Below are 14902 nucleotides of genomic sequence, written 5' to 3' on the forward strand. Positions count from 1 at the left end.
GGAATGAATAATAGGAGATTTCAAACGATAAAACATAGCTTTACGAAAAATAAGTTTGTTGCAATGGGAGTTATTATACTTGCGGTTTTAACGATCACATCAATTTTCGCATTCGTATCGCCGTACGATCCTAGTAAAATGTCAATTCCAGATCGCTTACAAGAACCAAGTATGAGTCATCCTTTCGGAACGGATGATTACGGAAGGGATTACTTAACGAGAGCGTTATATGGCGGACGAGTTTCACTTGCGGTCGGTTTCCTTGCGATGGTTGTTTCTATTACAATCGGGACCGCAGTCGGAACAATTAGCGGATATTTTGGAGGAAAGTTAGACAACTTTTTAATGAGGGTTGTTGAAGTACTTATGTCAATTCCATCATTCTTTTTAATGCTACTATTAAATGCGTATTTAAAACCAGGAATTACGACGTTAGTTCTTATTATCGGATTACTAACATGGATGGACACCGCCCGTATTGTAAGGGCAGAAACGTTATCTGTAAAAGAGCGTGAGTACGTTTTATACGCAAAAGTATCAGGACAAAAATCATTTATGATTATTGTAAGACATATCATTCCTAACATTTTATCAACCATTATTATCGCCGCGACATTAACGATTGCGACATCGATTTTAATGGAATCATCACTTAGTTTCTTAGGTTTAGGTATTAGAGAACCAGATTCTTCTTGGGGCAGCATGCTAAACAATGCGCAAGGATATATAGGTGAAGCTTGGTATTTAACGCTCTTCCCAGGATTCCTTATCCTTTTAACGGTACTGAGTTTTAACGTAATTGGTGAAGCATTGAAGAAAGCTTTCGCACCAAAAGGAGCCGGACATGAAAACTAAAGTGTTAAGTGAAAGGAGTGAGAAGCGTGTCTGAAAAACTACTAGAAGTGAAAAATTTGAAGACTTCTTTTTTCATAGAAAGTGGCGAAGTTGAAGCGGTTCGCGGCGTTACATTTCGCTTAAATAAAGGAGAAGTAGTCGGTATCGTTGGGGAATCTGGAAGCGGAAAGAGTGTAATGGCGAAGTCTGTTATGTCTCTCGTTACGTCACCAGGAAAAGTGAAAGAAGGGGAAATCCTTTTTCATAATGAAAACATACTTTCTAAATCTGAAAAAGAATTGCGCTCTATTAGAGGAAATCAAATTTCACTTATCTCTCAAGACCCAATGTCAGCGCTAAATCCAGTCGTAAAAATTGGGAAACAAATGACGGAAGTAATTATAAGGCATCAAAAAGTGAAAAAGAAAGAAGCTGAGCAAATCGCAGTTAACTTGTTAAAGCAAGTCGGCCTTTCGTCACCAGAAGAAAGGGTAAAACAATATCCGCATGAACTAAGCGGTGGTATGAAGCAGCGGGTTATGATTGCAATGGCGATGTCTTGTAACCCTGACCTTCTTATTGCTGACGAACCGACGACTGCACTTGATGTAACGATACAAGCACAAATACTAGATTTAATGAAAAACTTAAAGAACGAAACGAATATGGCGTTACTTCTTATTACGCATGACTTAGGAATTGTCGCGCAAAACTGTACGCGCGTCATCGTTATGTACGGCGGGCTTATTATGGAAGAAGGACCTGTACTTGATATTTTCCAAGCGCCGAATCATCCATATACGAAAGGGCTATTAAACTCTCTGCCAAAAATATCGAACGGCGTAAAAGAAAGACTCGCTCCTATTCAAGGTGTAACGCCAAACTTATTAAACCCACCACAAGGTTGCCCATTCGCAGAGCGTTGCCCGCATGCGATGGACATTTGTGAAAAAGAACGTCCACCATATTTTGAAATCGGAAACGAAAGACGTTCTATGTGTTGGTTAAATGATAGGGCGGTAGGTGATTTCCATGCATGAAGAAAACTTAATTGAAGTTCGGAACTTAAAAAAGTATTTTCCTATTAAAAAAGGACTATTCGGTAGAAAAACAGAGCAATTAAAAGCAGTCGATGACCTAAGCTTCACAATTAAAAAGGGTGAAACATTCGGGTTAGTAGGAGAATCTGGCTGCGGAAAATCAACGACAGGAAGAAGTATCATTCGCTTACACGATGTCACTTCAGGTAACGTTTTATTTGACGGAAAAGATATCGCAAGTTTAAAGGAAAGTGAACTAAAAGAATATCGAAAAAGAATGCAAATCATTTTCCAAGATCCATACGCATCATTAAACCCGGCAATGAATGTATTTCAAATTATTAGCGAGCCAATGAACATTCACGGATCTTACGAAAAAGAAGAACAAAAAGAAATCATTTTAGACCTTCTGAAAAAGGTAGGATTAAAAGAAGAACACTTATATCGCTACCCGCACGAATTTAGCGGAGGCCAGCGCCAGCGCATTAGCATCGCGCGCGCACTATCTGTAAAACCAGACTTTATATTATGTGACGAACCAATCTCAGCACTCGATGTCTCAGTCCAAGCACAAGTCGTAAACATGCTGCAAGACATCCAAGAAGAAACAGGAGTCACATACTTATTCATCGCACATGACCTATCTATGGTAAGACACATATCAGACCGAATCGGAGTCATGTACTTAGGAAACATAGTAGAAATTGCCGATAGTGAAGACCTATACGCAAAACCGGCACATCCATACACACAAGCACTACTCTCATCTATGCCAGAACCAGACCCAACAAACACAGGCAAAGAACGGATCATCCTAGAGGGAGAAGTACCAAGCCCACTAAACTCACCATCCGGCTGCAAATTCAGAACGCGATGCAAATTCGCCACTGAAAAATGCGCACAGGAAGTACCGAAGATGGTGGAGATTGCGAAGGGGCATCAGGTGGCTTGTCATTTGTTTTAGATTTGAGGAAAAGCATTGGGGGGACCTGGTGCTTTTTTTCTTTGTAGGTGAACGTGATGTGGGATTGGTTGTTAGTTTAGGAGATAACGCGCTCGAAATTTGTCGGTAAATCGATATGTTGTGTCGAAACGTTGATATATTCGGAGTTACGATCGATATAATCGAATAATCGTTGATATATTTTTTTAAAGAGTGGGATTGGTTGTAGATTAATGTAGAAATTTAATGTTTTCGAAAAAAAGAATTGACTTCTATATTAGTTGTAACTAAAATAGTTACATAAAGATGTAATCGGTTTAGTTACAACTAATATCTGCTAAAAATATGATTTATATATTTAATTAAGGATGGTGGTCCATACGTTGCCACCCGGTGTAGAAAGTTACTAACACATTCAAATCAATGCATATTCTAAGCTTTAGTATTTTCTGTTACGGGGCAATAAGTTGCAATGTTATCTTTTGTTAAAAACCTTGGTGGATCTTTCTTTGGAAATATTAGTTTTGGGGAAATATAGTAAGGTATCTAAAAAAGAACAAGGTATAAAAAGATGTACTTATATAAATCAAAAATTTAGTTGAGCTGGATAATAAAAAAAAAGGTAGGAGATTTAAATGGAGACGAAACAAGATAACCTTATTTACGTATGGGATGCATATTGTGGATGGTGCTATGGTTTTTCAGAAAGTATTAAAGGATTTTACAAAAACCACACTGAAGTGCCATTAACGGTTTTATGTGGAGGGTTATTTTTAGATAATTTACCAATGAAAAACTTCTCATATATAGAAGAAGGAAATAAAAGAATTAATCAACTTACAGGTGCTGAATTTGGTCCTTCATATCAAAAATTGGTGGAGGAAGGGACTTTTAAAATGAATTCGAAAGATGCTGCAATTGGTTTTTCAGCTTTACGCTCATTAGCGCCAGACCGTTTATTAGAATTCACTTCGGCTATGCAAAAAGCGTTTTATTATGAGGGCCAAAGTCTGAGTGATCCTGAAACATATCGCAAAATTGCAATCGAGCATGGTTTGGACCCTGAACAAGTATTAGAACGTTTAAACGCTCAAGAAACAATAATAGATGTCCAAAATGATTTCAATAAAGTTCGACAGCTTGGTGTTAATAGCTATCCTTCCTTACTTTTACAAAAGGATAATCAAATTATTCCTATTGGTGGTGGCGTAATGACGCCGGATAAAATTGAAGCGCGTTTTAAAAATTTATATTAAGAAAATTTAGGATATAGTAGCAAACATGTTATCTTAGGCCACCTGACATTCAACTCCGGAATATTCGCCAGTACTATTACACTTTCAGATGAATGGGAGTGGGAGATTTTATCGGAACAAGATAAAAATATGATAATTAGTTAATAACTTTAACAAAAGGAGAATAACATACTATGTTTAAAACAATCGATACAAATCAAAAAGATGTGAAATTAACGGTGTTTAGTTCGGACGAAAAAAGCTTTATGGTCACAGCAACATTAGTTGAGAAAGCAGGACATGCATTTTTAATAAACTCAAAATTTACTCAATCTGATTCGAAAGAAATTGTTGAGTATCTGAAAAAAAACGACTTATCTTTAGATAAAATCTTTATTATTCATGGGGATCCAGACTACTACTTTGGATTAGAGAGTATTAAAGCCGTTTACCCAGAAGCTATAGCGTATGCTACGGAGTCTACTGTTGAACATATCGTTCATTCTGTCTTAGGGAAATTAAAAGTTTGGAAAGACGCCCTTGGCGAAAATGCGCCAAGTAACGCGGTATTACCTCAAGTGTTTAAAGAAAAAGCGATTGATTTTCAGGGGTTAACATTTGAACTAGTAGGCTTAGATCATTACAGAACTAGCTTATTTAATAAAGAGCTGAAAGTATTAATTGGTGGTATTGATGTATTTAACGAAATACATGTATTCTTAGCGGATACTAGCTCAAAAGCGGCGATGGAGGCGTGGATTGAGAACTTGAAAGTGTTACAAGCATTACATGCTGACATAATTGTACCAAGCCATGGATCAATCGAAAAATCTCTAAATAATCAAGCACTTACTGCGACAATGGATTATCTAAGAACTGGGGTTCAAGCTTCTGAGGAAAGTGGAACTTCAAAAGATTTTGTGGCAAAACTTGAAGCAGCATATCCAGACTATGCAAATAAAGGTGTATTAGAATTAAGTGCAAAAGTTGTAACAAAAGAAATGTCTTGGGGTTAATGATATGAATAAATATCAAAAACTATTACATGAAACGTATGTGTTAACTGGCAAAGGGAAATTGGATGCGTTCAAAACGTATTTAAGTGAAAATGTATCTTGGACAGAAGCTGCTGGGTTTCCATATGCAGGTACTTATATAGGTCCAGATGAAGTAGTGAAAAACGTACATGAACGTCTTGGCACGGAATGGGATGACTATAGCGCTAAAGATGAAATTTATACTTTTAATAACAATACTGTTATTGTGTATGGAAAATATAGTGGAACATATAAAGCTACAGGTAAGTCATTTGTAGCAGATTTTTGTCATCTTTATAAGTTTGATGAGAACGATAAGGTTAAGAAGTTTATTCAAATTGTGGACAGTGCAACTGTTAATGAGGTATTAAGTTAGAGTTAATCGTTTCTAATATGTCTTGTATAGGGGGACTAGGATAAATGAAATTCCTAACATTACCCCTGACATTACATTTTGGGGAAGGTTTCTCCTTCTTCAAACTTTTTATAGAAGAAAACTTATTTAAGTAGAAGAGGTAGGTATATATGAAATTAGAGAAAAGTTTAATCATAACAATTATTTCTGTATTTATTTTAGGAGTAGTTTCGACTTTGGTATATCAAGCTTCCACCGGTAATAACAAAGGAAACTCAATAAAGAGCGAGAATGTTGCTTCTGTATCAAAAGAAGTGAAAGAAAATGAAAAGAATAAAAAGATGGTAGTTGATTTCTATAATGAAGTTTTTAACAAACATAATATCGATATTATCCCTAAATATGTTAGCGAAGATTATAAGCAACATAATCCTTTTGTTGCTGATGGACGAAAAGCCTTCATGGATTTCTTTAAGGAGGATTTTGTTAAAAATCCTAATTCCTCTGCAGAGATTAAACGTGTAGTAGCTGAAGGGGATACAGTTGCTCTTCATATACATTCTCGTACTAATTCTCAAGATAAGGGAGTTGCTATAGTGGATATATTTCGTATCAAGGATGGAAAGATTGTCGAACACTGGGATGTAATTCAAGAGATTCCAAGTGAAGCAGCTAATGATAATACGATGTTTTAGATAGAAGATATATTTAATAATTGTCTAATTGATAGTGCGGTATAGAATTTAGAAATCTAGATAAGTAAAGGAGATGTCCTAGTACCATGCCTGGGATATCTCCTTTTTGTTTTAACGAGATTTAATTTATTGTTACTTGTATTTTTTTATGTACTACTATTCGATTACACATCATTTCAGGCGGTTTTCTTTTATCTCGCATTAACGGGCAGTAAGATCCCCACCTCTTTTAATTCTTCAATTAATAAAAAGTTTGCTTTCAAATTAGAAAGGGTTAGTCCCTCACACCCAAAAACAAAGGGGAACTCAATTATTCAAATTCATATAAAGTTTCAATCTTGTCTAAGCATCCATTAGGATATGCAATGGATCATCCGTTTTTCTTTACATAATCTCCAGATGCAGTCCATATCAACTATAGATTCTTGTCTTATGCTAAATGTAATCAAAAAGCAAGTAGATAAAGATAATGACTAAAACATTAACTCTAGATACTTTTTTGATGAATATTACAAATAAACAGGAGGTAATGAAAAATGATTAAAACATTATTAGCAGGAGCACTTTTAAGTACAGGATTGGTAGCGGGAGGTGCAGATGATGCGAAAATGGACAATTTAAAGTCAAATGAAGATAGTTCAAATCAAGTAATTACACAGAGTGTAGATGGAACAACGTCTTTCTCACAAAACTTTGATTTACCTAAAGATGCAGTGCCAGCAACTCCTAAAGGAAACGCAAAAACTGTTGAAAGAACAGAGGGGACAGGTTCTCAAGAAGGAAAAATGGTACCAACAAAAGAAGGTACAGATTCTCAACCAGGATTTGAAATGGGATCCCCTGAGAAACCAGAATATGCAAAAACAGTTGAAAGAACAGAAGGTACAGATTCTCAAGAAGGAAAAATGGTACCAGCAAAAGAAGGAAATTAAATAATATATAGTTATAACGAGGAGCATCCAAAAAGTGGTGCTCTTTTTATATTATAGGGATTAACCAGTTTTACTGAATATAGAACTGTAGGAGGAATTGAGACTAGAACATGGGGGCCTATCTCTTCAAATCATGGTGTTTAGGGCAATAGTTTTGGTGGTAACGTTACAATACAAACATTTTATTAGAGATTTTCTAAATTTACATACACTCTAGATAGACTACATATCAACTTCAGATACCTGTTTTATGATACAAGTAATCAAACAAAAGGAGGGCAATACAAAATGATTAAAACAGTATTAACAGGGCACTCTTTTAAGTACAGGAGATTATTAGCAGGTGGAGCAAATGTTGAAGATGTACAGACAAATCAGCATATTCTATATGAACAAAATGAATTGCAGCAAATTCTAGAAAAGTACGATTCGAAGAAGTTTGAGTTATAAAAAGAAAATAGATAAATGAACAAGAGAAAAGTATTTTCATTTGGATATAGGACTTGAATCAAACTTTTATACTAAAATATATACGGCAAAAAGGAGGGAGTACATTGCACAAAATTATTTATGGAATATTAATTTTAATATATACTTTGTATTCATTTTTTGTAAGTGATGGAAGTGAAGTAAGGTTTATTATGCTGTTAACTATAGTACTTATCTTTTCTGTGGTTTTAGAAAAAGGAAATGCAAACCAAACGACTGATTAAGGGGCGTTTGGTTTGCATTTTTTATTGGCTATTACAGTCTAGATGTTTTAGGGGTAGCACCAAATTTCGTTTTGAGGACACTATTAAATTTTTAGTTGATGAAAATGCGGTGCAACTCCTACTAGAGAAAAAACCGCCTAAAATAGAAAACTTTTAACCTATTATCATTTATTCCGTAGCTTTTAAGGTATTTAACACGACTTTGGTTGCGTCTGCAATAAGTTTATCATCATATTTAGCATCTTCTTTATCATGATTAGAAAGTATAGCAAGAACAATTGGCTTTTTATTTGGTGGCCAAATAATTGCGATATCATTTCTTGTTCCGTAAGATCCCGCACCTGTTTTATCAGCTACTTCCCAACCTTTTGGTACGCCCGCACGAATCAATTTATCTCCAGTTGTATTTCTCTTCATCCAATCTACTAATAGTTCACGTTTTTCTGTTGGAAGTGCAGTCCCTAATGTAAATGATTGAAGCGTCTTAGCTATTGCTTCTGGTGTACTGGTATCATGTGTTTCTCCTGGATGCACTTCATTTAATTCAGGTTCAAATCGTTCTGAAGTAGTAACAGTATCTCCCATTTCTCTCAAGATTTTTTCAAATTCAGAGGGACCTCCTAACTGTTTAAGAATCAAATTATGTGCTGTGCTGTCACTATATCGAACTGAAGCATCTGCAAGTTCTTTTAACGTCATTCCTGTATCAACATGCTTTTCAGTAATTGGATTATAATTAGAAAGATCTTCATGAGTATACGTAATTCTTTGATCAAGAGCTTCTAATGAGTTCTTGCGTAAAAGAGCGCCCACAGCTAATGATTTAGATGTAGATGCAAACGCAAAACGATCATCTGAATGATAAGCAATCGTTTGATTCGTACCTGTGTCCAGTGCATAAATACCAAGCTTAGCATCATATTCTTTTTCAAGTTTAGCAAAAGATTGATTACCTGTATTTTCTTGTTTAATTTGATTAGCTTGATTCGTTTGTTTAGGTGGTTCAGATTGAGCATTACTATTGGAACAGCCTATAAGTGATACACATGAAAGTAATACTACAGGTACAATCTTTTTGTAATGTAAAATGTTATAGAACTTGTTTAAAACGAACATAAATTTTCAACCTCTTTCAAGAATATATGGATTTTGTCTAGGTATTCTAAATACCGATGCAATTAAAGATGGCATTGGGTAACAATACTACTGCAGCTAAAATTTCACAGGTTAAATGACATCCAAAACGTTTATCCCGCTATTTGCCGGGCAGTAAGACCCCCACTGATTAAAGTTTCACTTTATATGATTGATAAGTCACAGTTTGCGTTATTTCTTTTTTGTTTCCACTTGTAATGGTTCACCTGTGAAAGTGTTACAATACATGTTTTTTACTTTTGTGAATAATAAGTCCTTTCATTTTTTTGTAATACATAAAAATAGATGTCAAACGGGATATGTTGTATCCAATCTGGACAACTCATATTAGAAATACACTTATTAGACACTCTAAGTAATAAATTTGTTCCACTTTAAGATGAGGAAGAATTTGGGGTTTGTAAATTAACAATGGAACTACGTGTTTTTTCGTCATACAAAAACCTCTACATATAAGTAGAGGTTTTTAAATTGCATATTAACGAATTATGCTTTTTCAGATAAACGAAGATAATAGAATACATAATTTTAACTAGATTTATTGTTAACTAATTTATCCCCACCAAGCTCTGCCTCAATCTGCGAAGTCTTCGATGACTCATCCATACGCCAATACGTAATAAAGCTGATCGCGATACATCCAGCTACGTAGAAGTAGAATAGTGATTCCATTCCGATACTTTTTAGCCATAATGCGATGAACTCAGCTGTTCCGCCAAATATCGCAACTGTTAGTGCATATGGTAAACCTACGCCAAGTGCGCGAATTTCAGTTGGGAAGAGTTCTGCTTTTACAATTGCGTTAATTGATGTGTAACCAGTAACGATAATGAGACCGACCATCATGAGTAAGAATGCTACGATTGGTTCTGTCGTTTTTTCCATGAAGAAGAAAATTGGTGCTGTTAGTAATGTTCCGAGAATACCGAATGCCATTAATAGTGGGCGGCGTCCGATTTTATCGGATAGTAATCCTGCAATTGGTTGAAGTACGACGAAAATAAGTAGTGCGACAAAGTTAATCCAGCTTACAACTTCTTTCGGAAGGCCGACTGTGTTTACCATAAACTTTTGTAAATATGTTGTGTACGTATAAAATGCAACAGTGCCTCCTAATGTTAGGCCGACTACTGTTAATACTGCTTTCGGGTGTTTCATAAGTGCACGAACGGTTCCTGCGCTTTCGCGTTTTTGTGATTTTATGTTTGAGAACTGCTCCGATTCATCCATCGTGCGGCGAAGCCATAATACAGCTACTGCGCCCATCGCTCCAATAATGAATGGAATACGCCATCCCCAAGCTTTCATATCTGGTTCGCTTAGTAATTGCTGAAGAACAATTTGAACGCCTAACGCAACCATTTGCCCAGCAACGAGCGTTACATATTGGAAACTTGAATAAAAGCCACGGCGACCACTACTAGCCATTTCAGATAAATACGTTGCGGAAGTTCCATACTCTCCGCCGAGTGATAATCCTTGTAGTAAACGGGCAAGAACTAAAATAATTGGTGCCATAATCCCAATGCTTTCGTAACTAGGTGTACAGGCGATAATTAAAGAACCACCGGCCATAACTGTAATGGAAAGCGTTAATGCTGCCCGGCGTCCGTGCCGATCCGCATAGCGTCCCATTAATAAACTTCCGATAGGGCGCATTAAAAATCCAACTGCGAAAATAGCTGCTGTGTTCAGTAACTGACTCGTTGGATCGCCTTTAGGAAAGAACTCTGCTGAAAAATAAACAGCGAAAGCAGAGTAAACGTACCAGTCGTACCATTCAATTAAATTACCGACAGAACCTTTGAAAATATTGCCGGCGACTCGATTAGATTTTACTTGAGCCATACTAATTCCTCCTCTTGCTTATAAATAAAATGATAATTATGAAAGCGTGTTCATTGTAGTTGAATTGTACTGTCCTTTAAATAAAATCTCAATATTATGACAATTTTATTCTTTTTGTACTTTATGTACATGGAGAGTTTTTATAGTTGCTTCATTTTCAGTTTTGTCATAATAATAGAAAAAGGAGATTGATAGTTTTGAATATTTTATCAAAGGATATGAAGCATGAAAAAATCACGCAAAGTGTCATTACAAACGAAAATAGTAAGCTTAATTATCGCGTTAATTTTATTTGTCGTTCTCCTATTAACGGGAATATTTGTTTACATTCAGTCCGTTGATACGAAGCGCCAAGTAGAACAGTTAGCACTGCAAACGGCTAAATCTCTTTCTTTTATGCCAGCGATAAAAGAGGCTTTTCAATATAACGAGCATAAAAGTACCATTCAATCCATTGCGGAACAAGTTCGTGAGCAAGCTGGTGCAGATTACGTCATTGTAGAAGATCGCTATGGGGTTATGTATTCACATTCTAATTCGGAGTTGATTGGTACAAAGAGTAACAACCCGTATAACTATGAGGCACTTACTTTTGGTGGTTATTATACACTCGAAGGAAATGGTACAAGTGGTCCAGCTTTAATGGCGAAGGCACCTATTATTGTTCATAACGGAGACTACGATCAAGTAGTAGGCGTTGTGACAGTAGAGTTTTTAATAAAAGGTATCGAATCTAACATATTGAGCAGAACGAAAGAAATTATGCTCTTTTCATTAGCAGTATTATTAGTCGGCATTGTTGGTGGCATTCTTTTAGCGCGTAGCATCAGGAAAGATACACTCGGTTTAGAGCCGAATGAAATCGCAGCGTTATACCGGGAACGAAGTGCGATACTACTATCTATAAAAGAAGGAATTATAGCTATTGATCAAAACGGTTTTATTACGATGATGAACACGTCGGCAGAAGAAATGCTTCATGTAAATGATGATTATATACAGCAGCACATTTCAAAGGTTTTACCGGAATTTAATATGGAAAGAGTGCTAGAAAACGATCAAGAAATCGCGTTTCAAGATAAAGTGTTTATTTTAAACATGACACCGATACTCGAAAATAATAGTACGGTAGGCGTTGTATGTAGTTTTAGAGATAAAACAGAACTGCAAAACTTAGTGAATACGATATCTGAGGTAAGAAAGTATTCAGAGGACTTACGTGCTCAAACGCATGAATTTACAAATAAGCTTTTCGTTTTATCAGGAGTACTTCAGTTAGGGCACTACAGAGAAGCAATTGAATTTATCCAGCAAGAATCTAATATTCATCAAAGCCAAAATCATATTTTATTCCATCAAATTCACGATGCGAAAGTACAAGCTATTTTATTAGGAAAACTTGCAACAGCGTCTGAAAAGAAAATCGATTTTCATATTGAAGGAGATAGCGCGCTTCATCCGTTACCAGACCATATAAAAGTTTCACACCTTATTACGATCCTTGGAAACATAATCGATAATGCATTTGATGCGGTAAATGAACGAGAGGAAAAGAATGTTTCCTTCTTTGTTACGGATATTGGGCACGATATTGTGTTTGAAGTGATAGATAGCGGGATAGGGATACCGGCAGAAAAAATAACGACCATTTTTCAAAAAGGATTTTCAACAAAAGGAACTGATCGTGGTTACGGACTAGCAAACGTGAAAGAAATGGTAGATCTACTAGAGGGAACAATTGAAATTCAAAACGAGAAAAATGGGGGAGCTATTTTTACAATTTACCTTCCGAAAACATTGAAAGAAAGTACATGACAAACAGGGGGATGGACATATGTTGAAGGTTGCAATTGCAGAAGATGATTTCCGCGTCGCGCAAATTCAGGAAGAGTTTTTATTAAAAATAAAGGATGTAAAAGTAATCGGAAAAGCATTGAACGCGAAAGAAACGATGGAACTACTACAAAAGGAAGAAATCGATTTACTTCTATTAGATAATTACTTACCAGATGGAATTGGAACTGACTTATTACCACAAATTCATGCTGACTTTCCAAATGTTGACGTCATTATGGTAACAGCGGCGAATGAAAACTATATGCTAGAAAAAGCAATTCGCAACGGCGTAAGCAACTACCTTATAAAACCGGTCACGTTAGAAAAATTTGTCCGTACAATTGAAGACTATAAAAGAAAGAAGCAACTATTACATAGTAACAATGAAGTAAATCAAGCACTCATCGATAATTTCTTCGGGACTTCGCAAACACAAGACATAAAAAACTTACCGACAGGTGTTGATCCGTTAACACTGCAAAAAGTGAAAGGCATTATAAAAGGATTCGAAGAGGGCATTACAATAGAAGAAATGGGAGAACAAATGGGGGCCTCCAGAACAACCGCAAGAAGATATTTAGAATACTTAGTAGCGACAAACGAATGCACAGTAGAGTACACATACGGCATTATCGGACGACCAGAACGAAAATATCGAATAGGAAGAGGACTATGAAAAAACGATTATTACTATGTATATGGATCATGACAGGAGTAATAGCTGGTTGTTCCTTGGAAAAATCTCAAACGAATACAGTGAACATAGAAGAAGTAGAAATCGTTGCGCCAAACGTTCCAGGAGCAGGCTGGGACTTAACAGCACGAGCAATGCAAAAAACACTAACGGAAGAAAAAATCTTCACAAAACCAATCACTGTCACAAACAAAGTAGGTGGCAGCGGTGATGTCGGATGGAAATATACGAAACAAAAAGGTGGTCACGTACTGGCGATTAACTCAAGCTTACTCATAACGAACAACCTACTAGGCCACAGTAAACTAACATATAAAGACTTCACCCCGCTCGCGACACTAGCATCGGACTGGGAAGTCGTTGTCGTATCAAAAGACTCAAACATAGAAAACGCAAACGAACTAATGGAACAACTAAAACAAAATAAGAAAAACTTCAAAATCGGCGTTGCCCCCGGCCTAGGAAACGACGATCACCTATCCTTCGTACAAGTAAGTAAAGCATTCGGCATAAACCCAGCCGAACTACAATTCTTCGTCTACGAAAACAAAGAAAAAATCATAAATGCCCTAACGAACAAACAAATAAACGCCGCAACCATGACCCTATCCGAAGCCGAAAAACAATACAAATCCGGCAAAATAAAAATACTAGCCGTATCCGCACCAAAGCGCCTAGACCGACTACCAGAAATCCCAACATGGAAAGAACAAGGGATCGACGTTGTATTCCAGCACTGGAAAGGAATTATGGGACCAAAAGATATGATGGAGGAAGAGGTTGCTTATTGGGATGGTGTGATTAAGAGGATGGTTGAGAGTGATAGTTGGAAGGGGATTTTGAGGGAGCGGGGTTGGGAGAGTTTTTATAAGGGGAGTGGAGAGACGAGGGTGTTTTTGGAGGAGAGTGATTTTAGGTACGAGGAAATGGTGAAAAAAGAGGCTTAAAAGGGAAGTGTTCAATCAGGCTTTATTTTTGTAGTTACTTCTATATAATATAAAAGAGATGAGAGTGTTAGGCTAATTACAGTAAAAGGGCTAGATAGGGACAGATAAAATCTAGCTTACTGATTAAAAATATATTAGTCGTTAAAAGATATAAAAGGCATTTTTCAGTCTATAAAGTGTGGAAACATAAAGTATAGAGTTTCTGTGAGATTTAAGGAGGAAATAATGAAGAGAAATATTTATGTTGTTGGAGCGGTAATTGTCCAAGATGAGAAAATTTTATGTGCACAAAGAGGGCCATCTAAATCGCTACCTCTTATGTGGGAATTTCCAGGTGGGAAAATAGAAGAGGGGGAAACACCTCAAGAGGCGTTAAAGCGTGAAATTGATGAAGAAATGCATTGTAGCGTGCAGATTGGTGAGCAAATTGATTATACAGCCTATGAGTATGATTTTGGTATTGTTCATTTGAAAACTTTTTATTGTAAGCTTGTTGAAGGAAGTCCGGTTCTAACTGAGCACGTAGCAATTAAATGGTTATATCCGAATGAACTAGCAGCTTTAGAGTGGGCACCTGCGGATATCCCGACTATTGAGAAATTATCAAAAGAATCGATTGTAAAGTAATTTGAAAAAAA

Annotated in this window: 16 protein-coding genes; 14 read left to right on the forward strand and 2 right to left on the reverse strand. The window is 36.3% G+C overall.

Annotated features, from left to right (window positions below; genetic code table 11):
* Positions 1-3 precede the first annotated feature (3 nt).
* From AC241_RS04690 to AC241_RS34615, 10 genes are all read left to right on the forward strand, one after another.
* Positions 4-855: an ABC transporter permease gene (locus AC241_RS04690; RefSeq protein ID WP_050842681.1), complete on the forward strand. Its 852-nt coding sequence runs from the start codon at positions 4-6 to the stop codon at positions 853-855.
* A gap of 26 nt (positions 856-881) precedes the next feature.
* Positions 882-1874, forward strand: coding sequence for an ABC transporter ATP-binding protein (locus AC241_RS04695; protein WP_050842683.1), 993 nt, complete (start codon positions 882-884; stop codon positions 1872-1874).
* On the forward strand, positions 1867-2838 hold the full coding sequence (locus tag AC241_RS04700; RefSeq protein ID WP_000544122.1) for an ABC transporter ATP-binding protein: 972 nt from the start codon (positions 1867-1869) through the stop codon (positions 2836-2838). Before AC241_RS04695 ends, AC241_RS04700 begins: the two co-directional genes overlap by 8 nt.
* Positions 2839-3452: 614 nt before the next feature.
* Positions 3453-4073 carry a DsbA family protein gene (locus tag AC241_RS04705; RefSeq protein ID WP_000448622.1) on the forward strand — a complete coding sequence of 207 codons (621 nt, stop codon included), beginning with the start codon at positions 3453-3455 and terminating at the stop codon, positions 4071-4073.
* Positions 4074-4246: 173 nt separating this feature from the next.
* Positions 4247-5068: an MBL fold metallo-hydrolase gene (locus AC241_RS04710; protein ID WP_050842685.1), complete on the forward strand. Its 822-nt coding sequence runs from the start codon at positions 4247-4249 to the stop codon at positions 5066-5068.
* A 4-nt stretch (positions 5069-5072) separates the two neighbouring features.
* Positions 5073-5465 carry a nuclear transport factor 2 family protein gene (locus AC241_RS04715; RefSeq protein WP_050842687.1) on the forward strand — a complete coding sequence of 131 codons (393 nt, stop codon included), beginning with the start codon at positions 5073-5075 and terminating at the stop codon, positions 5463-5465.
* 149 nt (positions 5466-5614) lie between these two features.
* Positions 5615-6139 carry a nuclear transport factor 2 family protein gene (locus tag AC241_RS04720; RefSeq protein ID WP_050842689.1) on the forward strand — a complete coding sequence of 175 codons (525 nt, stop codon included), beginning with the start codon at positions 5615-5617 and terminating at the stop codon, positions 6137-6139.
* 536 nt (positions 6140-6675) lie between these two features.
* Positions 6676-7071 (forward strand): hypothetical protein, encoded by a 396-nt coding sequence (locus tag AC241_RS04725; RefSeq protein WP_016082677.1) that lies wholly within the window; start codon positions 6676-6678, stop codon positions 7069-7071.
* A 288-nt stretch (positions 7072-7359) separates the two neighbouring features.
* Positions 7360-7521: a hypothetical protein gene (locus AC241_RS34610; RefSeq protein ID WP_000598350.1), complete on the forward strand. Its 162-nt coding sequence runs from the start codon at positions 7360-7362 to the stop codon at positions 7519-7521.
* Between the two features lie 104 nt (positions 7522-7625).
* A complete protein-coding gene (locus tag AC241_RS34615) occupies positions 7626-7784 on the forward strand; it encodes a hypothetical protein (protein WP_002093894.1) in 159 nt (52 codons plus the stop codon).
* A gap of 168 nt (positions 7785-7952) precedes the next feature.
* Here the strand turns inward: AC241_RS34615 and blaIII are convergent, their stop codons facing one another.
* Positions 7953-8900: a class A beta-lactamase BlaIII gene (blaIII, locus tag AC241_RS04730; RefSeq protein ID WP_050842691.1), complete on the reverse strand. Its 948-nt coding sequence runs from the start codon at positions 8898-8900 to the stop codon at positions 7953-7955.
* 567 nt (positions 8901-9467) lie between these two features.
* Complete coding sequence (locus AC241_RS04735) at positions 9468-10787, reverse strand: MFS transporter (protein ID WP_016513670.1); 1320 nt, start codon at positions 10785-10787, stop codon at positions 9468-9470.
* A gap of 225 nt (positions 10788-11012) precedes the next feature.
* On the opposite strand from AC241_RS04735, the gene AC241_RS04740 reads away from it, so the two are divergent.
* From AC241_RS04740 to AC241_RS04755, 4 genes are all read left to right on the forward strand, one after another.
* Positions 11013-12602: an ATP-binding protein gene (locus tag AC241_RS04740; protein ID WP_050842692.1), complete on the forward strand. Its 1590-nt coding sequence runs from the start codon at positions 11013-11015 to the stop codon at positions 12600-12602.
* Positions 12603-12621: 19 nt separating this feature from the next.
* On the forward strand, positions 12622-13299 hold the full coding sequence (locus AC241_RS04745; protein WP_048567907.1) for a response regulator: 678 nt from the start codon (positions 12622-12624) through the stop codon (positions 13297-13299).
* Positions 13296-14264 carry a tripartite tricarboxylate transporter substrate binding protein gene (locus tag AC241_RS04750; protein WP_050842694.1) on the forward strand — a complete coding sequence of 323 codons (969 nt, stop codon included), beginning with the start codon at positions 13296-13298 and terminating at the stop codon, positions 14262-14264. Before AC241_RS04745 ends, AC241_RS04750 begins: the two co-directional genes overlap by 4 nt.
* 225 nt (positions 14265-14489) lie before the next feature.
* A complete protein-coding gene (locus tag AC241_RS04755) occupies positions 14490-14891 on the forward strand; it encodes a (deoxy)nucleoside triphosphate pyrophosphohydrolase (RefSeq protein ID WP_050842696.1) in 402 nt (133 codons plus the stop codon).
* Positions 14892-14902 lie beyond the last annotated feature (11 nt).

The organism is Bacillus thuringiensis, from assembly GCF_001182785.1.
Lineage (GTDB): Bacteria > Bacillota > Bacilli > Bacillales > Bacillaceae_G > Bacillus_A > Bacillus_A thuringiensis_S.

Excerpts from the sequence above, each read along its gene's own strand:
- AC241_RS04690 (WP_050842681.1), top strand. The coding sequence starts at position 4 with ATGAATAATAGGAGATTTCAAACGATAAAACATAGCTTTACGAAAAAT.
- AC241_RS04700 (WP_000544122.1), top strand. The coding sequence starts at position 1,867 with ATGCATGAAGAAAACTTAATTGAAGTTCGGAACTTAAAAAAGTATTTT.
- AC241_RS04705 (WP_000448622.1), top strand. The coding sequence starts at position 3,453 with ATGGAGACGAAACAAGATAACCTTATTTACGTATGGGATGCATATTGT.
- AC241_RS04710 (WP_050842685.1), top strand. The coding sequence starts at position 4,247 with ATGTTTAAAACAATCGATACAAATCAAAAAGATGTGAAATTAACGGTG.
- AC241_RS04715 (WP_050842687.1), top strand. The coding sequence starts at position 5,073 with ATGAATAAATATCAAAAACTATTACATGAAACGTATGTGTTAACTGGC.
- AC241_RS04720 (WP_050842689.1), top strand. The coding sequence starts at position 5,615 with ATGAAATTAGAGAAAAGTTTAATCATAACAATTATTTCTGTATTTATT.
- AC241_RS04725 (WP_016082677.1), top strand. The coding sequence starts at position 6,676 with ATGATTAAAACATTATTAGCAGGAGCACTTTTAAGTACAGGATTGGTA.
- AC241_RS34610 (WP_000598350.1), top strand. The coding sequence starts at position 7,360 with ATGATTAAAACAGTATTAACAGGGCACTCTTTTAAGTACAGGAGATTA.
- blaIII (WP_050842691.1), bottom strand. The coding sequence starts at position 8,900 with ATGTTCGTTTTAAACAAGTTCTATAACATTTTACATTACAAAAAGATT.
- AC241_RS04735 (WP_016513670.1), bottom strand. The coding sequence starts at position 10,787 with ATGGCTCAAGTAAAATCTAATCGAGTCGCCGGCAATATTTTCAAAGGT.
- AC241_RS04740 (WP_050842692.1), top strand. The coding sequence starts at position 11,013 with ATGAAAAAATCACGCAAAGTGTCATTACAAACGAAAATAGTAAGCTTA.
- AC241_RS04745 (WP_048567907.1), top strand. The coding sequence starts at position 12,622 with ATGTTGAAGGTTGCAATTGCAGAAGATGATTTCCGCGTCGCGCAAATT.
- AC241_RS04750 (WP_050842694.1), top strand. The coding sequence starts at position 13,296 with ATGAAAAAACGATTATTACTATGTATATGGATCATGACAGGAGTAATA.
- AC241_RS04755 (WP_050842696.1), top strand. The coding sequence starts at position 14,490 with ATGAAGAGAAATATTTATGTTGTTGGAGCGGTAATTGTCCAAGATGAG.